The 20,900-nt window shown below is 69.5% G+C and carries 17 protein-coding genes and 4 pseudogenes; 9 read left to right on the top strand and 12 right to left on the bottom strand.

Annotated features, from left to right (window positions below):
• Nucleotides 1–114 precede the first annotated feature (114 nt).
• Nucleotides 115–2,937, bottom strand: coding sequence for a Pls/PosA family non-ribosomal peptide synthetase (locus ACFV9O_RS10035; protein ID WP_385414989.1), 2,823 nt, complete (start codon nt 2,935–2,937; stop codon nt 115–117).
• Between the two features lie 783 nt (nt 2,938–3,720).
• Between ACFV9O_RS10035 and ACFV9O_RS10030 the strand changes: the two genes are divergently transcribed.
• Nucleotides 3,721–4,032 (top strand): DUF1490 family protein, encoded by a 312-nt coding sequence (locus ACFV9O_RS10030; protein WP_385414797.1) that lies wholly within the window; start codon nt 3,721–3,723, stop codon nt 4,030–4,032.
• A gap of 229 nt (nt 4,033–4,261) precedes the next feature.
• Nucleotides 4,262–4,570, top strand: coding sequence for an antibiotic biosynthesis monooxygenase (locus ACFV9O_RS10025; protein ID WP_385414795.1), 309 nt, complete (start codon nt 4,262–4,264; stop codon nt 4,568–4,570).
• A 35-nt stretch (nt 4,571–4,605) separates the two neighbouring features.
• Here the strand turns inward: ACFV9O_RS10025 and ACFV9O_RS10020 are convergent.
• Nucleotides 4,606–4,861, bottom strand: a pseudogene (locus tag ACFV9O_RS10020) (LLM class flavin-dependent oxidoreductase); the annotation flags it as partial.
• Nucleotides 4,862–5,050: 189 nt separating this feature from the next.
• Here ACFV9O_RS10020 and ACFV9O_RS10015 point away from each other — a divergent pair.
• The 4 genes from ACFV9O_RS10015 to ACFV9O_RS10000 all read left to right on the top strand — a co-directional run bounded on the left by ACFV9O_RS10015 (nt 5,051) and on the right by ACFV9O_RS10000 (nt 7,835).
• Complete coding sequence (locus tag ACFV9O_RS10015) at nt 5,051–5,839, top strand: VOC family protein (protein WP_385414793.1); 789 nt, start codon at nt 5,051–5,053, stop codon at nt 5,837–5,839.
• Between the two features lie 400 nt (nt 5,840–6,239).
• On the top strand, nt 6,240–6,686 hold the full coding sequence (locus ACFV9O_RS10010) for an SRPBCC domain-containing protein (RefSeq protein ID WP_385414790.1): 447 nt from the start codon (nt 6,240–6,242) through the stop codon (nt 6,684–6,686).
• A complete protein-coding gene (locus ACFV9O_RS10005) occupies nt 6,683–7,066 on the top strand; it encodes an ArsR/SmtB family transcription factor (protein ID WP_385414788.1) in 384 nt (127 codons plus the stop codon). Before ACFV9O_RS10010 ends, ACFV9O_RS10005 begins: the two co-directional genes overlap by 4 nt.
• Entirely contained in the window at nt 7,038–7,835 is a 798-nt protein-coding gene (locus tag ACFV9O_RS10000; RefSeq protein ID WP_385414785.1) for a DUF899 domain-containing protein, read from the top strand. The genes ACFV9O_RS10005 and ACFV9O_RS10000 overlap by 29 nt, the downstream gene beginning before the upstream one ends.
• A 462-nt stretch (nt 7,836–8,297) precedes the next feature.
• Here ACFV9O_RS10000 and ACFV9O_RS09995 read toward each other — a convergent pair whose 3' ends face one another.
• From ACFV9O_RS09995 to ACFV9O_RS09980, 4 genes are all read right to left on the bottom strand, one after another.
• On the bottom strand, nt 8,298–10,526 hold the full coding sequence (locus ACFV9O_RS09995) for a molybdopterin cofactor-binding domain-containing protein (protein ID WP_385414784.1): 2,229 nt from the start codon (nt 10,524–10,526) through the stop codon (nt 8,298–8,300).
• 9 nt (nt 10,527–10,535) lie between these two features.
• Nucleotides 10,536–11,519 carry an FAD binding domain-containing protein gene (locus ACFV9O_RS09990; protein ID WP_385414782.1) on the bottom strand — a complete coding sequence of 328 codons (984 nt, stop codon included), beginning with the start codon at nt 11,517–11,519 and terminating at the stop codon, nt 10,536–10,538.
• Complete coding sequence (locus ACFV9O_RS09985) at nt 11,516–12,085, bottom strand: 2Fe-2S iron-sulfur cluster-binding protein (RefSeq protein WP_385414779.1); 570 nt, start codon at nt 12,083–12,085, stop codon at nt 11,516–11,518. Before ACFV9O_RS09985 ends, ACFV9O_RS09990 begins: the two co-directional genes overlap by 4 nt.
• A 1,205-nt stretch (nt 12,086–13,290) precedes the next feature.
• Nucleotides 13,291–14,526 carry an IS1634 family transposase gene (locus tag ACFV9O_RS09980; protein ID WP_385414777.1) on the bottom strand — a complete coding sequence of 412 codons (1,236 nt, stop codon included), beginning with the start codon at nt 14,524–14,526 and terminating at the stop codon, nt 13,291–13,293.
• A gap of 47 nt (nt 14,527–14,573) precedes the next feature.
• Here ACFV9O_RS09980 and ACFV9O_RS09975 point away from each other — a divergent pair, with 47 nt between their 5' ends.
• The gene (locus ACFV9O_RS09975; RefSeq protein ID WP_385414775.1) at nt 14,574–14,969 is read left to right on the top strand and encodes a hypothetical protein; all 396 of its coding nucleotides are present in this window, start codon (nt 14,574–14,576) and stop codon (nt 14,967–14,969) included.
• Between the two features lie 381 nt (nt 14,970–15,350).
• Here ACFV9O_RS09975 and ACFV9O_RS09970 read toward each other — a convergent pair.
• Nucleotides 15,351–15,545, bottom strand: a pseudogene (locus tag ACFV9O_RS09970) (LysR family transcriptional regulator); the annotation flags it as partial.
• Between ACFV9O_RS09970 and ACFV9O_RS09965 the strand changes: the two are divergent.
• Complete coding sequence (locus tag ACFV9O_RS09965) at nt 15,519–15,839, top strand: hypothetical protein (RefSeq protein WP_385415001.1); 321 nt, start codon at nt 15,519–15,521, stop codon at nt 15,837–15,839. The pseudogene ACFV9O_RS09970 and the gene ACFV9O_RS09965 overlap by 27 nt on opposite strands.
• Here ACFV9O_RS09965 and ACFV9O_RS09960 read toward each other — a convergent pair.
• From ACFV9O_RS09960 to ACFV9O_RS09940, 5 genes and pseudogenes are all read right to left on the bottom strand, one after another.
• A complete protein-coding gene (locus tag ACFV9O_RS09960) occupies nt 15,793–16,725 on the bottom strand; it encodes a hypothetical protein (RefSeq protein WP_385414772.1) in 933 nt (310 codons plus the stop codon). The genes ACFV9O_RS09965 and ACFV9O_RS09960 overlap by 47 nt on opposite strands.
• Entirely contained in the window at nt 16,722–17,207 is a 486-nt protein-coding gene (locus ACFV9O_RS09955; RefSeq protein WP_385414769.1) for a hypothetical protein, read from the bottom strand. The genes ACFV9O_RS09960 and ACFV9O_RS09955 overlap by 4 nt, the downstream gene beginning before the upstream one ends.
• A 3-nt stretch (nt 17,208–17,210) precedes the next feature.
• A complete protein-coding gene (locus tag ACFV9O_RS09950; RefSeq protein WP_385414768.1) occupies nt 17,211–18,434 on the bottom strand; it encodes a macrolide family glycosyltransferase in 1,224 nt (407 codons plus the stop codon).
• On the bottom strand, nt 18,431–19,330 hold the full coding sequence (locus ACFV9O_RS09945) for a patatin-like phospholipase family protein (RefSeq protein ID WP_385414765.1): 900 nt from the start codon (nt 19,328–19,330) through the stop codon (nt 18,431–18,433). The genes ACFV9O_RS09950 and ACFV9O_RS09945 overlap by 4 nt, the downstream gene beginning before the upstream one ends.
• A gap of 427 nt (nt 19,331–19,757) precedes the next feature.
• Nucleotides 19,758–20,417, bottom strand: a pseudogene (locus tag ACFV9O_RS09940) (nitroreductase); the annotation flags it as partial.
• 140 nt (nt 20,418–20,557) lie between these two features.
• Here ACFV9O_RS09940 and ACFV9O_RS09935 point away from each other — a divergent pair.
• Nucleotides 20,558–20,886 (top strand): annotated as a pseudogene (locus tag ACFV9O_RS09935) (FMN-dependent NADH-azoreductase); the annotation flags it as partial.
• Between the last annotated feature and the right edge of the window lie 14 nt (nt 20,887–20,900).

Genomic DNA, 20,900 nt, shown 5'->3' with positions numbered 1-20,900 from the left:
TACGGCGGTCTGCTGACCGGCCTTGGTCGTCGCCGTGACGCTGCAGCCGGGTCGACGCACCGATGTGCACCTGTGAGCACCGGCTGGTGCTGCCATCGGCACCCGACCGGGCGTTCACCGTATGCCGGAACCCTCGGTGACACCGGTCGGGGCACCCACACGATCAACCACATGTCGATCGGTTCGCGGCTCGTTGACGCCACCTACTTCCTGGGCCGGGTTCCCGCCCCATCGTGCACGAGAGGGAACTTCCTCACCCTTCATGAGGAAGGAGTCGGCGGCGAGCTGTGCTTCGTCGTTGATCAAGGTGCCGTAGTGGACGAACGCCCCAACGCCGAGGGTCACGCCCTGCCCGATCGTGATGCGGTCGGACTTGAAGGCACCGTCCTCCTGCGAGTGGCACTGGATGACGGTCCCGGCGTTGAGGGTGCAGCGGTCCCCGATGCTGACAAGGGTCCGCTCGACCAGCGAGCAGCCGTCGTCGAAGACCCGGCGGCCGATCCTGACGCCCAGCAGCCGCCAGACCATGGTCTTGAACGGAGTGCCGTTGAAGACCTGCATGTACCGGTGTGTCGTCAGCTTCCAGAAGCGTTCGTGTCCCCAGAACGACGGCTCGTAGATCGAGCAGTACAACGGCCTCAGCGGGTGGAATCCCGTGACGACTCGTTCCACCAGCGCGAAGAAGACGACGGTGAACGACAGGGTGAGCAGGCCGGCCGCGGCAAACACCACCGGGCCGAGGAAGGGGTAGAGGTCGACGGCGGCCGTGGCGATGAGGGCGAGCACGAAGAAGTGGAACCACTGCATCTGCAGGAACAGGCCGGCCGTGAATGCGTTGTGCCTGTTCTTGGCGGCGAGGCGGCGGCGCAGTTCGTCGCCACGGGCCAGGTGGTCGAACTTGCTGTCGCGGAGCACTGTTCGCGGGATCTCGAAGCTGGGCGAGCCCAGCAGCCCCACGCCCTCGCGCACCGGCCCGTCGATGGGGACCATGACCTTCGTCGCGAGCAGGCAGTTGTCGCCGGTCCGGGCGCGTGAGGGATAGGCGATGTTGTTGCCGAGGAAGCTGCTCGCCCCGATCGATGCCCTGGTGAAGCGGAAGGACGTGCTGGAGAAGTCGGCATTGATGATCGACAGGCCGTCGGCAACCATCGTCCCGGTGCCCACCCGGCTCAGGTAGGGGGTGTCGTGCTTGACCAGCGAGCCGAAGTTCGACCCCGTCTGCTGCACACGGCACAGGTCGTACCCGAGGGACCGCAGGTAGTGCACGATCGCGGAGCTGTCACCGAACAGGAGGACGAGGAACCTGAGGTTGGTCATCCGCGCGACCGCCCGCTGAATGCCGTAGTGGAAGCCGTAGAGGTGGTAGATCCTGCCCGGCTCGATCACCAGGCTGAGCAGCCGTGGGAGCGTGTTCATGATCAGCAGTGCGGCGAGCAGGCCGCCGAAGAAGGCCACCAGGGACGCGATCAGCGCCTCGAGGAAGAACGCCGGGCTCGTGAAGGCCGGCGGGCCCGACGTCACCACCGCGTTCAGCTGCGGCACGGCGGTGAGCACGATGCTCACGCCGCCCACCGTCAGCGGCAGGTAGAGCAGCAGGATGGCCGTCAGCTCCCACAGACTGTAGAGGGCCCTGCGCAGGGTGCCGCAGGCCGCGGGCTCGACGGCCCGGTAGTCGGTTTTCGCCGGCTGAGCCGGTGTGCCGTGCCACGACTCACCAGCAGGCACGGTCTGTCCTGGATGCAGGGAGGAGGCGTGGCCCAACTGGGCGCCGTCGCCCATCGACGTCTCGATGTCGATGACGGTCTGCTCGCTGACGGTCACCTCTGCGCCGAGGGTGAGCGGGCCCGTCTCGATCCAGCCGGCGTGCGCCCGGTAGCCGGACAGGAACACGTCCTTGCGCACGACCGTGCCGTCACCGATGGAGAGCAGGTCGGTGCAGACCGGAATGTTGCGCGTGAGGATGGTGACGCCTTTTCCGATGTGTGCGCCGAGGGCTCTGAGGTACAGCACGTACAGGGGTGAGCCGGTGAGCAGTCGCACCGGGCTGGTGCGGATGAGGGTCTTGACGCACCAGAAGCGCAGGTAGGCGAGGCTCCACACGGGGATTCTGCCGGGGGTGAAGCGGCCGATGAGTATCCACTTGGCCACGAGGGGAAGGGCGCACAGTCCGAAGAAGACCGCCGCGCCGAACAGGACCGCCCGCAGATAGACGTCGGCCGTCCCGGAGCCTTCCTGGATCCATTCGTAGCCGTGGACGGCGGCGAGGGCCCCGGCACAGGAGAAGCCGAGGAACACCAGCAACTGGGCTGCCCCGCACAGCACGTACGGCCATGTGCCGGACGGCGACGCGGCCGATGCGCCGGACGGCGTGCCGGTCCGAGCCGGGGCGGGGGAAGAGGCCGGTTCAGGCTCCCGCGAAGGGATCGGGGAGGCCGCCTCGGTGTCCGTGAGCGCGGCGGCCAGGCTCCGGATCGTGGAGTGCCGGTAGATGTCCTTCATCGACACGGCCGGCACGTCGTCCCGCTTGCGGACCCGGGCACAGAACTGCGCCATCACCATGGAATCGGCCCCGAGATCGGTGAAGAAGTGGCCGTCGACCGGCACCCGCTCCGTACGCAGCACACCCGCCAGCACCTCGGCGAACAGTGCTTCTGTGCCGGTTGACGACCCGGCCGGCGACTCCGCCACCACTGCGGACGGCGCGCCGGCCTGCGCCGGAGAGGGCATGGCCTCCGCGAGCGCGGCGGCCAGGCTCCGGATCGTGGAGTGCCGGTAGATGTCCTTCATCGACACGGCCGGCACGTCGTCCCGCTTGCGCACTCGGGCGCAGAACTGCGCCATCACCATGGAATCGGCCCCGAGATCGGTGAAGAAGTTGCTGTCGGGCGGCACGTGGTCGGTACGCAGGACGCCCGCCAGCACCTCGGCCAGATGCATCTCGGTACTTGCCGCTGCCTCACGGGAGTCCGTGGCCGTGGTGTCCTCTACGGACGCGGATCCGGCCGGAGTGGCCGTGGGGTCCTCAAAGCTATTGCCGATCACGACAGTTCCCCAGGACGTTCCTGTCGGCACCTGCCCCTGTGACCTGCGCCCGGCGGCCCCGTACTGGAACAGCAGCGGGGGCACGCCACCCGAAGGTCAGAAGGTCATGGGCTCTGGTCTTGTCACAAGAACTCGAAAACATGTGTCGTTCACCTGCAGTCAGTGCAATCCGCTATCGGCTTCGGGTCGGAATCGTCCGCTCGGCCGCGTATGTCTGTCAGGTGGAACGGCCTCCGGCCCGGCCCTTCGAGTACCGCCGCATACGCGCCAGGCCAAGCCACAGCGAGCGACCGCCCGGTGCGGATGCAGCCACCGGCAGACGTTGCAAACGGTCGGCGCGGACGGCACGGCCGGAGCTGAGCCCTGTCCCACGGTCACCACACTTCAGGGGTGCTGCTGATTTCAACCATCCGCCAGGTGTCCGAACCACCCCCGCCGACTGGCGGGGTGCCTCCTGCCAGTCGGCCGGAACGGGAAGCCCGGCCCGCGCCGGTGATCAGTCTGCGGGGCGCCGGCCTGGCTTACGGCGACCGTGAACACACGCTCCGCACCCGAGCGGTCCGCAGCGGGTCTGAACGGTGCGCTCGACGCCGGCGGCCTCGGTTCGCCGCCGGAAGCGGCGCGGGCGCAGACTGGAAGCCGAGGTCCGTCGTTCGGCGGAGACGGAAGGAGCCCTCCATGCATCCCCTCGCTCTCGCCGGTTCCGCAGCCGGGCGTCTCGCGCACGACGCGGTCTCCGGCGTGGTGGGCGGCCTGTTCATCCAGGGGGTCTCTGAGCGCCTCCCTGACGGCACACCGGCCGTCCGGAAGGTCCGCCTCGGGGGTATCGCGAACGGCATCGTCGCCGGCCGCTGGGTCGCCTCGGCTGCCGAAGAGGCGTGGCTCGAGGCCGGGGACATGACCACGGAGGCCAGGACCACGCTCGGCGAGGTGGCACCGCCGCCCTCAGCGGTCACCGTAGAGATCCACGATCACGGACACGAGCACTGATCATGCCCGGCGTGGACGTGTGCTCCGTTGCTGCGGGCCGTGCCAGGCTGACCGTCCCCTGGGGTCGGGCCGGCTCGTCAGCCACACCCCGCGCCTGCCCCCGGCCGACGAAGAGTTGCACGCCGCCTCGCTGGAGGACCGCCGAGTGCGTTGACGCCTGCCACGAGCACCAGGTGCGCAGGAGAACCGAAAGAGCTCCGACACGGGAGCCGTTCACAAGGAGACTGCGATGCAGGAGCACTTCGTCTGGGTGACGACGCGGCGCATCAAGCCGGGCACACTCCAGGACTTCGAGCGGGCATGGCGCCCGGGCACGCCCCCCGGCGGCATGCTCCGCGCCTACGCGTACTGGTCCGAGGACGGACAGGAGATCACCGGGGTGTCGTTCTGGGACTCCAAGGAATCCTGCGACTCCTGGCGCTCCTCCGACGCGGAGAGGCAACGGCGCGAGGCCATGGCTCCCTACGTCGCCGAGGAGCGGGAGGGCTTCTACCGCGGCGGTGAACTCACCGTCCCGGCAGAGCACTCCGGAGCCTGAGGCAGCCGAGGTGCCTGCCGCACGGCATCAGAAACTGCCTCCTGCGGTTGTTCGTGCTGGTCGGCAACGCGCCCCGGAGAGTCCACGAACTGGGTGTCGACCCGCTCGGCGATCAGTGCCCGGTCCGCCTCGGTCCAGGCGTGGCGCGGGCCTGCTCCGGGGCCGGGAAGCGATGGCGCCCTCGGCGGTGCGGATGCTGCGGACCCACAGGCCGTAGCCGGTGGCGAGTTCGCGGGCGGTCGCGTCGTCCTCGGCGACGACGGCATCGGCGGAGACACTGACGTCCGGGCGTGCCCCGCCGGGGCGAAACTCCCGCCGCTCCGGTCCGGGCGGACCACTGCTCGAGAAGTCGCGGACGGCGCACTCCGTGGCATCACCCAAAGAATTGACCATGTGTTCGATTTCTTTGCCGTGTGCGGCACCTGATCCACGAATACCGTGGCAAGCCAGACACCCACTCGAGCAGGAGGCAGTCAGGCCATGGCCGTGAAACCTGAGGGCGCGCCCTGTTGGGCCGACGCGATGTTCCCCGACCTGGAGGCCGCGAAGAGCTTCTACGGTGAACTGCTGGGCTGGACCTACGGCGAAGCGTCGGAGGAATACGGCAACTACACACAGGCGTACTCCGGCGGCAAGAACGTCGCCGCACTCTCCCCCCAGATGCCCGGCTGGGAAGGCCCGCCGGCCTGGAGCATCTACTTCGCATCTCCGGACATCGACGCCACCGCCGCCAAGATCCGCGACAACGGCGGTGAACTCATGATGGAGCCGATGGCCGTCGGCGACTTCGGCAAGATGCTCATGGCCAAGGACCCGAGCGGCGCCGTCCTCGGCGTCTGGCAGGCCGGCACGCACAAAGGCTTCGAGAAGGAAGGCGAGCCCGGTTCGTACTGCTGGGCCGAAGTCACCACGCGCGACGCCGCGAAGGCTGACGCCTTCTTCCCCGCCGTCTTCGGCTACGGGGTGAGGACCATGGAGGACGAGGCCATCGACTTCAAGCTCTACAACCTCGGCGACGACACCGTGCTGGGCCGGATGAAGATGACGAAGGACTGGCCCGCCGAGGTCCCGCCGTACGTCAACATCTACTTCGCCGTCGAAAACTGCGACGAAGCGATCGCCACCGTCACCAAGCACGGTGGCCAGGTCCACTTCGGACCGCACGACAGCCCCTTCGGCCGCTTCGCTGCCGTCTCCGACCCCCAGGGCGCGACCTTCTCCGTGATCGACCTGCAGACGACACAGGGGGAGATGCCCAAGATCACCTGACCCGCGCCTGACGAACGTCCCCCTTCTCCCGGCTTCGGCCCGCGGCTGCCACAGCCGCGGGCCGAAGCTCGTTACCGGCCGGCCAGACCGTAGCCACCGCCTCGGGCGGCACCCACACATGCGACGACAAGCGGCGCCCCCAAGTCCACGACGACGCCGCGAAGATGCAGGGCTTCGCCTGCGAGGCACGTGGTACCCGTCGTTCGACGACCAGTCCGCGCGGGTGCCGCCGTACGCCGGCGGTCCAACTGGTTCGCCCTGTCCGCCAGGCGGAGCGCCGTGATGGGAAACCGGGTGAAGCGGTGTCGCTCGATCGGAGTGCAACTCACGGGTTGCACCTGGAGGGGTCGACGTGCAACTCTGGAGTTGCATCAATTGGCGACGGCGAAGGAGTCCCCTCATGAGCGAGGACCGAATCGAGCGCGAAACCCTGATCGCGGCGCCCCTGGAGCGGGTCTGGTCGCTGGTGGCCCAACCCGGTTTCTGGGTGGCCGACAAAGCGAGCCTGCCCGGCACTGTTGCCAAGGAAGGCGAGTCGATGGTGGCGAGAAACGCCGAGCACGGCGACTTCCCGGTACGTGTGGAAAAGGTCGAGCCGCCGACGTACCTGGCCTACCGCTGGACCAGCGCGTTCCCCGGAGAAGAGCTGCGCGAGGACAACAGCACCCTCGTGGAGTTCACGTTGACCCCTGAAGGCGACCGGACACGGCTGCGCGTCGTCGAGAGCGGGTTCGCGGCGCTGGCCGGGTCCGAGGAGCTGCGCACCCAGAACCTGAAAGACCACAGCGAAGGCTGGCCCCTGGAGCTCGACGCGCTCAAGAAGCGCGCCGAACAGCCCTCCACGTGACGGACGACCGTATAGGCGCCGCCGAGGCGGTCGACAGCGTCCTCGCGGCGCTGGCCGACCCGACGCGACGTCAGCTGCTTGATCTGCTCGCCGCACACGGCGAGGCCACCGCGACAACACTCGCCGCACGACTGCCCGTCTCGCGGCAGGCGGTGGTCAAGCACCTCGCCGTCCTGGACGCCGCCGGGCTGGTTTCCGGCGGCCGGGTAGGACGCGAGGTGCGGTACGCGGTGCGGCCCGCGGCTCTGGACGCGACGGCGCGGTGGATGGCCGCGCTCGCGGCCGACTGGGATCGGCGGTTGGCGAACATCAAGCGCGTCGCTGAGGCAGCAGAGCGGGAGGAGAGGAGCAATGACCGATCACAAGACCGGAACACGTGAAGAATGGCTTGCGGCCCGGCTGGAGCTGCTCGAGTCCGAGAAGGCGCTGACGCGGCGCAGCGACGAACTGGCGCGCAAGCGGCAGGAGCTGCCCTGGGTTCGGATCGACAAGGAGTACCGCTTCGCGACCGACGAGGGCACAGCGTCCCTCGCCGATCTCTTCGGAGGACGCTCGCAGCTCCTCGTCTACCACTTCATGTTCGGGCCCGATTTCGGGGCAGGGTGTCCGTCCTGCTCGGCGATCGCGGACGGCTTCGACGGCTCCGTCGTCCACCTCGCCCATCACGACGTCACGCTCTGCGCGGTGTCGAGGGCTCCGCTCGCGAAGCTGCAGGCGTACAAGCGGCGGATGGGCTGGACCTTCCCCTGGGCGTCGTCGTTCGGCGGCGACTTCAACCATGACTTCGGCACGTCGATCACCGAGGAGCAGCAGCGCTCCGGAGTCGTCGAATACAACTTCCGGTCGATGGACGTGACGCCGACGCCGGAGCCCGGCGACAGCCCCATCGCCGACATCGCCGCCGCGCTCGGAACGGACGCCGCGACGTACAGGCGCGAGTTGCCGGGGATGAGCGCCTTCGCACTCGAGGACGGCGTCGTCCACCACACCTACTCGGCGTACGCGCGCGGGCTGGACGGCCTCTGGGGCATGTACCAGTGGCTCGACCGCGCACCACGCGGGCGCAACGAGACCGGCATTTGGTGGCGCCGCCACGACGAGTACGACAACCGGCCCGAGCCTGATTCGCGAAGCTGCTGCGGATCGTGAGGGCGGTCGTGTTGCCGGAGGAGTCGGGCCGGCTTCTCCAGCCCTGAGACCAGGCGCAGTCGCCACTGCCGGTGCCCTTGCGGTGAAGCGCCTGGTGGTAAGGACAGTGAGCGGCCTGCGCTCAAGGACGGTTGGCCATCCTGCTCGGAGACGGGCCGCTGCGGTCTCGACTTCTTCGCGGCCTCAGTAGCCAGGTGGCCGGAAAGACGGCCGCTATGACGCGAAGATCAGTGACGTAGCGGCTTGCCTGGACGGCGAGCGATCCGCGGCGCCGAGCCGCACAGGTCAGCAGCACGGAGACGCCGTTCGAGACGAAGCGGCTCGCACCTACCGGCAATTGCGCCGGTGCATCGGTATCGTCCGCCCCAATGCTTCGGGCCGCGGCACGGCAGCCCGCAAGGAGGAATATCACACTGCCGGCTCACGCCTACTGGCAGGCGAACCGGCACCGTCGTCACAGATTCAGGCATCCATCGGTGGTAGACCGGGCAATAGCTTCTCGATGGTGATGGGGAAGTCGCGCACGCGCACGCCGGTGGCGTTGAACACCGCGTTCGCGACCGCCGCACCGGCCCCGCAGATGCCCACCTCCCCGACGCCCTTCGCGCCCAGGACGTTGGCCTTGTCGTCGAACCCGTCAAGGACGACGGCGTCGACGTCGGGGATGTCGGCGTGGACCGGCACCAGGTATTGCGCGAGATCCCGGTTGACGAAGGCGCCGGATCGCGGGTCGACGACGGCCTCTTCTTCGAGGGCCGCGCCGGCCCCCCAGATCATGCCGCCGATCAGCTGCGAGCGGGTCGTCTTCGAGTTGAGCACGGTGCCCACCGAGAACACGCCGAGCATCCGCCGCAGACGGATCTCCGCGGTGTCCGCGTCGACCCCCACTTCGGCGAAATGGGCCCCGTAGGTGTTGATCGAGTAGTCCGTGTAGTTCGGATCATCGGCCATGAAGCGGGTCACGCCCTCCGCCTCGACACCTTCGGGATGGTCGCGTGCGACGATCTCGCTCAGCGCCTCGGACGCGCCACCGATACCCACGTTGCCATCGGAGAACACGGCGTCTGCCGGGTCCAGGCCGTAAAGCGGAGAGCGCGTGTCGCCGCGCGCCGCGACCAGCACCTTCTCGCGCAGGGCCGTACACGCCCCATGCACCGCAGTGCTCGAGCCGGCGCCGCCCCACGAGCCACCGGACCCCCAGCTGGTGGGAAGCTCGGAACGCCCGAGCTCGATCCGCACCCGATCGGGCGGCAGTCCGAGCCCGTCGGCCGCGACCTGGGTCAGGATGGTGTAGGTACCGGTGCCGATGTCGGTCATGTCCGTCTGGACGACGGCGGTGCCGTCCGCCTCCAGCCGCACCCGCGCAGTTGTCGGCCCTTGGAAATGCCCGCGAATAGCGGCCGACATGCCGTAGCCGACCAACCACCGTCCGTCGCGCACACTCGCCGGGGTGGCGGGGCGGTGCTCCCAGCCGAACCGGCGCGCGCCTTCGCGCAGGCACTCGACCAGGTGCCGGTCGCTGTACGGCACATCTCGCTCGGGATCGACGGCGGGCTCGTTGCGGATCCGCAGCTCGACCGGGTCCATCCCGAGCGCATGGGCCAGCTCGTCCATCGCCGACTCGACCGCCAGCATGCCCGGCGCCTCGCCCGGCGCGCGGACGTCCGTCCCGGGCGGCAGATCGAGCGGCGCCAGCCGGTGGCTGGTCAACCGGTGGGGCGCGGCGTAGAGGCTGCGGGTCGTGGCGGCGGTCTGCTCGGCGTACTCCACATCGGGGTTGGTGTGCATGGTGACGTCATGGGCGATCGCAGTCAGCCGTCCGTCGCGCCCCGCGCCCAGCCGAACCCGCTGGCTGGATATGGGACGCATGCCGACGAGCTGGAAGATCTGCTGCCGGGTCATCGCGACCTTGACCGGTTGGCGCAACGCGCGAGCGGCGAGCGCTGCCAGGATCGTCTCGGAATGGATCCCCAGCTTGGAACCGAATCCCCCGCCGACGAAGGGGGCGACGATGTGAACCCGCGCCGGGTCGATCCGAAGCGTGCTGGCGATCGAGGCCCGCGCCGCATCGACGATCTGGCAGCTGACGTAGACGACCAGGTCCTCGTCGCGCGGTTCCACCAGACACGCGTGCGGCTCCATCGGCATCGAGAACTCGTACGGCGTCGTGTAGTACTCGTCGACCCTGACCGCCGCGCTGTCGAACCCGGCATCGAAATCGCCCACCGCAGTGTCGGTGGGGAGACCGGCATTGACCACTTTCGGGATGTACACCTCATCTTCCTGCTCGGCAAAGTCGAAACGTCCCCGCCCGCCGGTGTATTCGACTTCGACGAGATCGGCCGCCGCTCGGGCCTGCTCGAGGGTCGCGGCGACGACGAGTGCCACCGGCTCGCCGTAATGGTGAATGTCGGGGCCGGTCAGCACCGGCTGGGCGCGCCAGTATTCGAACGGAATGGACTCATCGCGGTGGCCTTGGGCCGGGGCATTGAGATGGGTCATCACCATGTGCACGCCGGGTGCCTGTTCGGCGCTCTCGGTGTCGATCCGCGTGATGCGGCCTTTGCCGATCGTCGCGCCGACGATGAAGCCGTAGAGCGGTTGGCCGGCCTCCCAGTGCTCGTAGGCGTAGGTGGCCCGGCCGGAGACCTTCGACGGGCCGTCGACGCGGCTCACAGCTTGCCCGATCATGCCGCCTCCTCAGCTCGTCCCTGCCACTTGCGCCAGCGTGCGGCACAGCGTGCGCTTGGCCAGCTCGATCTTGAAGTCGTTGTGCCCCTGCCCGACCGCGTCGCGCATCGCCGCCTCGGCGGCGGCGCCATAGGTGGCCATCGTGGCCGGACGGCCGGTCAACGCGGCCTCCGCCTCGACGGACCGCCACGGCTTGTGCGCCACACCGCCGAACGCCACCCGTGCCTCACTGATCGTTCCCTGATCGGTCGAGACGACAGCCGCCACGGAGACCAGGGCGAACTCGTACGACGCCCGGTCGCGAACCTTGCGGTATTTCTGCCGGCCCGGCGGCGGCGGGGGCAGGACGACGCTCGTGATCATCTCGCCGGGCCGCAGCACGGTCTCGATGTGCGGCGTATCGCCCGGCAGCCGGTAGAAGTCCGTGATGGCGACGCGGCGTACCGCCTGATCGGCGTCGAGCAGCTCGATCTCCGCCTCCAGCGCGGCCATCGCGACGGCCATGTCCGAGGGGTGGGTAGCGATGCAGGAGTCGCTGGCACCGAGGATCGCGTGTATCCGGTTGAACCCGCCGATCGCCGAGCATCCGGATCCGGGATTCCGTTTGTTGCAGCCCGCGGCAGTGTCGTAGAAGAAGGGGCAGCGAGTGCGCTGCAACAGGTTTCCACCGGTGGACGCCTTGTTGCGCAACTGGCCCGAGGCGCCGGCCACCAGCGCCTCCGACAGCACCGGATAGCGGGTGCGCACTCGGGCATCGGCGGCCACTTCGGAGTTCGCCGCCTGCGCGCCGATGCGCAGTCCGCCGTCCGGGAGCTCCTCGATGTCCCGCAACGGAAGCCGACTGATGTCGACCAGATGGCTGGGTTTCTCGATGTCGAGCTTCATCAGGTCGAGCAGATTGGTGCCGCCGCTGATGAACTTCGCGCCGGTTCTGGACACCGCGGCGACGGCGGCCTGTACATCCGTCGCTCGCTCGTACGTGAAGGACCTCATCCCGGGCCTCCCTCCGCGATGCTACGGATGGCCGCGACGATGTTCGGATAGGCGGCGCACCGACAGATGTTGCCGCTCATCCGCTCTCGGATCTCCTCATCGGTCAACGCGATCCGCGGCGAGGCCACGTCAGCGGTGGCGTGGCTGGGCCAACCCGCCTCCGCCTCGGCGAGCATTCCGACAGCCGAACAGATCTGGCCGGGAGTGCAGTAGCCACATTGGAAGCCGTCACTCTCGATGAAGGCGCGCTGCATGGGGTGCAGGCCATCGGGATCGCCCAGGCCCTCGATCGTCACGATCTCGTCGTCCTCGTGCATGACGGCGAGCGTCAAACAGGAGTTGACGCGCCGGCCGTTGATCAGCACGGTGCAGGCGCCGCACTGCCCGTGATCGCACCCCTTCTTGGTTCCGCTCAGGCGCAGATGTTCGCGCAGCGCGTCGAGCAGCGAGGTCCGCGGATCCACCTCAAGCCGCCGCACCTGATCATTGACGCTCAACCTTATCGCCGAGAGTTGGGCCATCTCGCCCTGGCTCCGCCCGGCGGCGCCCGTATCTGAATCGCTCATCACAGCCCGCCTTCCTCGCTAGGTGCGGGTGTCACGCTGGGTATGCGTCGCCGCTGTCGGGCGCGCTGCCCGTCGCCACTGCCGGGCGCGCGCCTCCCCAGCGTCTCGCAATTGCCGTCGCACCGCGATTCATACCGTTGACCGGGTCTGTGGACGCGTCGTCACCGGCACCGCGGGGTGCTGATGCCCTGCCCACGCCGGTCGTCGGTTGGGGTTGGTGGAGCCGCGCCACCCGATCGAACGACTCGCTGTCACGACCGGCCGGCGGCCGGGCTCGATGCCATGGCCGGCGGCCACCGGGTCATCTTCCGATGCCGGCACTACTGACGATGATCGAGCAGCTTCGCACCGTGAACAACTCGGGGCCTGCGGCGAGGGGTGGTTCGGGGCGGAATGGCGTGTCAGCCGGCGCGATCCGTCCAGCGCAGCCGGGCGCCGTCCGGGCAGCGGCCTGGGGCGGGGTCCCATTCGAGGACAGCGACGAAGATGCCTTCGCCGGGGCCGGCCGTGGTCCCGGGTTCGTCGGCCGGCAGACGACCGCGCAGTCCGGGCACAGCCCGCCGCCGCGAGCCGTTCGATGACGGACTGGATACAGGGCTCGTGCGGCAGCGGAGCGACCGCGGCGCACGTACCGGTTCGGGCGGCGCCGCAATCGCCGACCTGGACGACGCACGGACCCGACTGCTCACCGCCGACGCTGCCGAGGACGAGCAGGCCACCCGTGACGTCACAGGTCAGTGGCATGTCCACCTGCAGCAGCTCGTCGGAGCCGGGTCCATCACCAGCGACGACCTGCGCGACTTGCTCACCTCTTGCAGCAACTCGCCGACACCTCAGCGACACGTCGGCACACGGCACCGACCCCAGGACATCCGTGACGGCGTCCTCCACGAGGTCGAACATGAAGTTCGCCGACCTCGTCGACCGCTCCCCGCCGCTTGGAGTTGGGGTGTTCGGCGAACCCCAGTTTTTCAGCGTCTTGGTGACAACGTCCGTGAGCGTTCCTTGGGCGGACGACGGCAGGAAGGCCGCCTTGGTATCGCGCCTGGTCAGCTAGAGCTTTGACCGCATAGGTTCGCCAGGTCGAGCGATCAAGGCAATGATGACGAGCGATCTGCCTCCCCATCAATTGCCTTTCCTGCTACGGACCTTGGCGTGTTCGCATCTCGGCACGGCACTAGACCCGGACTTCGCAGGTCGTCGTTTCAGGTCTGTGGCCAGCGGGTTCGCGTGATGTCTGTTTCGAGGAGATCAAGGAGGTGGAGTTGGACGCCGCGGGTGATCTGGATGGTGGGCGGATCGGTGGTGTTGCCGATCCGCAGGGTGAGTTCGCCGAGGTGGTAGAAGATCATGCGGCCGGTGGGGCGGACCCGGCGCTGGTCCGGGTAGAGGCCGACCATGGTCTGCTCGGACCCCAGAGCGCGTCTGACCTGCCGTTCGATCAGGCTGAAAACGAGCAGGGCCAGGCAGATGACCTGGATGAGAGCGGCGACACGCCGGTTGTGCTGCACGAACACCGGCGCGACCGCCAGGGGGCCTTTGAAGTCGTGGTAACGGCGCTCGACCGCGCCCTGGCCTTTGTAATGGACAAGGATCTGGTCCGGGCCAGCCTGCTCGGCCGGGATGCTCGTCAGCAGCGCCCACCAGCCGTCCACCGCAGCCTCGGCCGCCAGGACGTCCTGGTCGAAGTGCCACTGAAGGGCGGGAGGTTCGCCTTCGTCTCCGGTGATCGTCCAGCGGAGGCAGGAGGTGACGTGCCGCTTGGCTGCGATGACCCCGATCCGGGCCGTGATCTTCTGGTGGGTGCCGTAGTGCCAGCCGCACGCCGCGCCGGCGAGCTTGTCCATTTCCTCGCCGGCCCGGGCCAGTCGCTTCTCGCGGGCCCGGCGCTGGCCCGCCGCGACAGCGGTGGAGTGCACCAGGACCCGGCGCACCCGGTGCACCGGATCCCGCTTGCGGCGCCCGGCCATGGTGTGGACGTCCTCCAGCACCCGGTAGCTCTCCCGCTCGGCGGCCGGTTTGTCCACGTCCCGCTCGGGCACCCAGTCCACCGCCTGTGCCTGTGCAAGGTCCAGGGCCGCGTAGACCTCGTCCTTGACCTGGGCAGCCGGGACCGGCGCGATGAAATCCACGCCGGCCGCGAGCAGTGCGGAGATATTCGCATAGGACACCAGCTTGGAATCGGCGACCATCAAGAACTCCCGTGCACCAGCCATGCCTTGCAGGTCCTTCATCGCGCCGACGACCTGGCTGACCTCGGCCGCACCCCCGTCGAAGACACGGGCGTGGACAGGAATGCCGCCGTCGGCGGACACCGCGAGTCCGGCCTGCACCTGCTTCAGGTCCACCCGCCGGTCCTTGGGGCGCCCGTAGCCGATGACCGGGAACTGCTCGTCCTGGTCCTCGGCGGGGAAGTCACCATGGACAGACATGCTGGTCATGTCCCAGTGCAGCCTCGACACGTCGATCCCGAACTCGGCGATCGCCCGTGCGCCGACCGTCCCCGCCCTCGGTCGACGAGTTCGGGCGGGCCGTGACCGGTCGTCCGAGGAGGAGCCGCGCGAGCGAGGCCGTGCCCCTCGCCCGCGGGCTGCTCGCCGCCGTGGGCCGGCTCCCCTCCGGGGAGGACCTGGACCGGGACGCGCCGCTGCTCGGCCGGCTGGCGGCGCTCGGCAGGAGTCTGCGACCCGCGGACGACAGCGCGACCCCCGCATGGGTGCCGCTGACCGCGCAGTTCACCGAGGTGAGGACCGCCTTCCGGAAGGTCGTGCCGGGCGGCGTGCCCCTCACCCTGCTCCCCGCGTTCGTGCCGCTCTCGGCGCACGGCGCGGAGTTCGCGGCCGGTCTCCTGAAGGAGGCGGAGGGGCGGCGCGCGCACGAGTGACCACGGGGCGGGTCACCGTCCGCCGACGGGCGGACGGTGACCTGCTTCCGGCGGGCCGTCAGGACGCCGACCGCTCCGCGCGGACCCTGCGAACCGCCGCGACCATGCACCCGGGCTTGCCCTCCTGTCGTGTGTACGGAGGCTTCCTGTGATCGCCCTCCGAGCCCATGCGACGGCGCTGCACGGGGGCAAGGCAGCGGCACGGAACACGGCCTCCCTGGACCAAGATCCAGACCGTTTGCGAACCAGTGCCCGAGCGACCACATTTCGTCCCACCTGCGCGACCTTGCCGGCCCGCCACGCGCTCATCTCCAACCCTGGGTCGGCGACTGCTCCAGGAGCAACGTCTTCCACGACAGCCCGATCTGCCGAAGATGCCGGAGTGACGGCCGCGAGGGCATCGAGGGGCGCGACGATCCGGGCCGCGAATGCGTCCGCGTAGGGCGCGGCGGCGACACCTCGCGGCAGCCGCTCGAACAGCTCGCGCCCAAGCTGTCGCTCCAGGGCGCGGATCTGGGTGGTCACCGTCGGCTGCGACAGACCCAGCAGGTGCGCGGCGGCGGTGAAGGACCCGGACCCTGCACCGCGTTCACCGCCGACCTGCGCCGCCTGCTGATCGGCCTGTTCACCGAGGCGGGCACCGCGGGCGGCACCGAGCCGCCGAAGCGAGCGTGGGCATCCCTGACGGAGGTCGCGCCGGTCAGGGAGGGCAATGTCGTGTTCGTCTCCGGCGCGGCCGGCGCGGTGGGTTCGGTGGCCGGGCAGCTCGCCCGCAAGCTCCGCGCCGACCCTGCGCTGCGCGCTCTGGCCGAGGCCCTCATGGCTACGGGTCATCCGTCGCCACGGTCGCGCTGTGGTGGGCGCGGATGAGCGCGATCACGGTGTCGGCCGTGCGGTCGAGGTGGTTGCGGCCATCGGGCAACTGAGCCGTCGGGCTGATGTAGCTGCGCGGCCCGACGTGGGTGGCCGGGTCGAGCCGATGCACGGTGATCTTCCCGGCGCGGCGGGCCCGGTTCCATCCGCTGCCCCGGAACAGCCGCCAGCGCTGAGGGAAGATCCAGGTGCCGACCCGCTCCACCCGGTCGTATGCACTGGTGAGCTGGTGGAGGTGCTCGGCGTGGGTGAGGTCGTTGGCGCCGTTGAGGAAGCCACCGAGGTTGGCCAGTACGAGCGGGGAGCGTAGCTGGGTGTGCAGTTCGTCGACCGCGCCGGTGGCGACCTGGGCGCCGCCGCTGTAGCTGAGCAGCACCACGGGGATACCGCTGTCGGGCTGGTAGCCGGCGAGCCGGAGCTGAGTGGCGATCTGGGAGCCGACGGCCCGGTTGTAGAGCGGGCGGTACCGGTGGTCGGCGGCGACGAAGATCTGCATGACGTTGTGCAGGAACAGCAGCAGCCCGATGCGGCGGCGCAGCCACGTCCACACCGGTCGATCGGCCAGCGGGTCGGCCAGTGGCGAGTAGGGCTGCACCTGGCTCAGCACCCGCAGCTCCGGCGCTCCGGCGATCAGGGCCTTGACCAGCTGGCCGCCGTCGCGGCTGTCGCGGACGCGGCGTTTGCCGATGCCGTCGAGGTAGACCAGGTAGGCATCCGGGGGACGTTCGGCGGCCGCGCCCCGGGCGTAGGGCACGCCCTCCGGGAGTACGGTGACGGGGGCCCGCCAGCCGGCGCCGTAGGCCAGCACCTCGTAGCGGGCCAGCAGAGCTTCGGCGAGCAGAGCCGGCCCAATCGCGAAGACCCAGAGCACGAAACCGTTCATGCGATCGCCCCCCGCGCCTCGGCCGCGCTGATCCTCACGACCAGACGCCGAACGGCCTCTACAGCGACACCAAGCCCGGCCCCGGCGACGGCCACGCAACCGGCGGCGGCCCACCAGCCCAGCCCGCTCGCCGCGGCGAGCGGACTGGCCAGACCGGCCCCCACCCCGACGAAGAGCAACAGGTGGAGGAGGGGCCCGAGCAACGGGAATGCAAGGACGGCGGCGAGCATCAGCGGGGCAACCAGGCCCGGTGTCCACACCAACCCGGCGCCCGGCGGTGGTGAGGACAGCAGCAGCTCGGCCAGGGTCCACGCGGTCAGCGGCCACAGCGCGAACACAGCACCCTCGACGATGCCGCCGGCCAACAGCAGGCTGGCCACCAGAGTCCGCGACATGCCGGGGCGGCGCACTGCCAGAGGCAGGATGCGCCCGGCGGCCTCCGACACCCCGGCGAGCAGCAGCAGGACGACGACGGATGACATCGCTCAGCCTCGCTGTGACGGATCGACGGGAGCCGACTGACCGGACGAGCCGGCCGCATGCAGGTACCGCTCGAGTTCGTCGGCGGCGCGCCGGTATCCACCCGCCTCGTGCTGGGCAACCTGCAGGGTGACCCCGGCTGCCCAGAACCGGGGGTCGTCGAGCAGGCGCCCGGCGAGGGCACGCACGGAGCCCTCGGTCACGTCCTGGGTACGGATCGACAGGCCGGCGCCGAGCTCGACCACGCGACGGGCCACCATCGGCTGGTCGGCGCCCTGCGGGACCACCAACATCGGAACCCCGGCGTACATGGCCTCGTTGACGCTGTTCACCCCGCCATGGGTGACGAACAGCGCCGCGCGGGCCAGCACCTCCGGTTGCGGGACGAAACGGCGGGCGAGCACATTGGCCGGCAACGGACCCAGCGCGGCGGGATCGGTCTGCCCAGTGGAGACGATCACGGTCCCGCCCAGCGGGGCCAGCGCGGTGGCGAAGCTGCGCAGCAGTTGCGGGGCCGCGTTGAACACCGTGCCCAACGAGGCATACAGCACCGGGTCCTGCAGCCGGTCGACCGGGAACGACGGGTCGACGGGGCGGGCGCCGATGCTCGGGCCGACGAACCGGTAGGACTGGTCGAAGTCCTCGGCCGAAGGCTGGAACGCCCGTGAGGTATAGACCAGATTGAGGGGCTGGCGGATGTTTGCCACGTCGACCAGTGGCAGCCCGCGCGCATCGAACTGGCGGTGCAGCCTCCATCGCGCCCGCAGGTAGCCCTGGAGGCTGCGGGGCCGAGCCGTCGCATCGGACAGCAGGTCCCACGAGCCGCGGGTGGGGCTGGGCACGTGCCGGTTGTAGGCGAACGTGGTGAACGACGACGCCGCCGGCACCTTGAGTTCGCGGGCGGCGACCGCACCCCACAAACACGCGCTGTCGTGGACGATCAGTTCGGGCTGGACGCGGCGCAGGTCGGTGAGCACCCCGGGCAGAAAGCGGACGGCGGTGCGCGCCAGCCCCTCCATCAGCGTGACCGGCACCGGCGGATCGGGGAGCGGCTGGTCGCCACCGGGGTAGAGATGCACCCTCGCGCCGGTGGCCTCGATCTCCTCACCGAAAGCGGGCGAGGTGTGGTACGTGACGGTGTGGCCGCGCCGAACAAGCTCGGCCACGACCGGCAGCGTCGGGTTGACGTGCCCGTGCATGGCGATGTTGAGGAACGAGATGGTACTCACAGGGCGACCCCCGATACGGAGGAAGTCGATGCCTCGCCCGGCCCGGCCGACGCCGCCCGAGGATCGTCGACCCGATACAGGCCCGGCCCACTGATGCGCAGCCCGTCGAGAAAGCGTCCCGCCGTGCGGGACGCGGTGCTGATCAGCCGCTGGGAATGGCCGAAGTCCCATGGGGCGGGCCAGGCCTCGATGCCGGTCGGCAGCACGACGGTCGGGATGTGCCTCGACACCTCGTGCAGATCACGCTCGATCTGATGGTGCATCAGCAGCAGCCCGGCCCTTGCGGCGATCGCGCTGGCCCGTCGGCGCGGGACGGTCGGGCGCAACGGCGAGCTCTCCGGCCCGGTCGACAGCACCACCACGCTGGCCGCCCTGGCCTGCAGGGCCGCCAGTACCGGGACATAGGCGATCACCCCGCCGTCGACGAGCGTCCTGCCCTCGCGGTCCACCGGGGGCAGGATCCCGGGAACGGCCGCGCTGGCCAGCAGTGCGGACTCGAGGTCCCCGTGGTCGAGCAACGCCGGAGCGCCGGTGCCCAGGTCCATGGCCACTGCGGTGAACGGGACGGCCAGCTCCTCGATCCGAGACGGCAGCCCGGACTGGGCAATCAGTCGACGCAGGCCGCGATCGGTGAAGATGCTGGCCCGTGAGGGCAGGTAGCCGAGCGGATACACCTCACGGCGACGCAACTGGGTCCACACGCGGTCCAGCCACGGCGCGGACCCGTCGGGGTGGGCGGCCGCGATGGCCCCGACGAGGGCGCCCACCGAGGTTCCGATGATCATGTCCGGGACGAACCCGCGCTTCTCCAGCGCGTACCCGACACCAACATGCGCCGCTCCGAGCACGCCACCGGCGCCCACCACCACGGCCACGGGACGGGGAAGGGCGCGCAAGCCCTCCGACGTGGGGTCTTCGGGCGGTCGGCTCGATGGCAGGGAACGCGTCCCCTTGTCGCCCGTCATCGTTGTACGCCTCTCGTGGCTACGACCACTCGTCGAGTCGCCCCCACTGAAGCCCGAGCGAGCCCACGAGACCGTATCCGGCCACAAGCAATCATCATGATCCATCTTTCTCGCCACGGCACGGAATCGGATTGGTTTCTCAACCAGCTCCGGGCGGCAACCCGATCTGGGACGCCGACCGCCCGACGTGTCTGGCGAAGCCGTCACTGAGACGTGCGACAGGCTGTATCCGTCGGCCGCGAGGTGCATGGCGCCTCGCGAGATCCGTGGTTCTGGTCCCAGGACCGTGAAGCTTTGAGGAAGAGCAGGTCGCTGCCGTCCCCTCCGGGGACCGAGCTCGGCGTGCGGTGTCCACTGTGTCGACGAATGTGACTGTCTCGTCGAGCGGCGCCCGGCCCGTACGGGTGTAACCCACCGTGACGTCCTCGAACCCGATCGACATGCCACAGAAGAGGATGAGCTCGTCCGGGGGTGACAGGACCTCCGCGACGGTCGTGTGATACTTCGCCCATGCCATCTGCGGGCAGCTGTGCACCCCTTCGGCGCGGAGCAGCAGCATGACGGTCTGCAGATACATGCCGAGGTCGGCCCATTGGGCCGGGCCCAGATCGCGGTCGATGTAGCAGAACAGGGCGGCGGGCGCGCCGAAACAGTCCCAGTTCGCGGAAGCGGCCCTCTGGCGCGCCTCCAGGTCCTCGCGCGGAATACCGAGTGCGCCGTAGCGCTGCTCGCCGAAGGCGGATCGGCGCTCGCAGTACGGGGACTTCAGTGCGGGCGGGTACTGCTGGTACTCCGGCTCGTCCCAGGGGTCGCCCGCGGCCAGGCGCTTGCCGGCGCGCTTCTTGAGCTCGGCCAGCGGCCCACCGGTCAGCACATAGACGCGCCACGGCTGGAGGTTCGATCCGGATGGCGCCCAAGCCGCGGCGGACAGCACGCGCTCCAGCACCTCCCTCGGGACATGCCGGTCGGTGAATCCGCGCACTGCCCGTCGGCTCGTGACCGCCTCATAGACGTCCAACATCGCCCACCTCCCATCTGCTCAATCCTTCGCTTAACTCGCGATAGTATCACTCAATACCATCTTGAGTGAAACTATCGTCGGATATGAATCCCAGCTCTTGGTTGCCCGCCTCGGGCACCGCTCTCTGGAGGAAGTCCATGGCCACGCTGCTGCACATCGACTCGTCCGTGTTCCCCGGCGAGGCGTCCTCGTCCCGTTCGGTCGCGGACGCCTTCCGCAAGGCCTGGGAGGAGCGGCACCCGGAGGGCACGGTGGTCTACCGCGACGTCGCCGCCGACCCTGTCCCGCACATCACCGCCGACGCCCACACCGCCGGTTTCGCCGCCCCGTCCGAGCACACCCCGGAGCAGTCCGCCGCGTTCGCCGCGCGCGTGAAGCTCATCGAGGAACTGGAGCAGGCGGAGCCGTCCTGATCGGCGCCCCCATGTACAACTACTCGATCCCGTCGACCCTCAAGGCGTGGCTGCCAGAAGCCGGAGC

The sequence above is a fragment of the Streptomyces sp. NPDC059909 genome (assembly GCF_042730885.1).
GTDB lineage: Bacteria > Actinomycetota > Actinomycetes > Streptomycetales > Streptomycetaceae > Streptomyces.
This window is presented reverse-complemented; position numbering and strand designations above follow the sequence as displayed.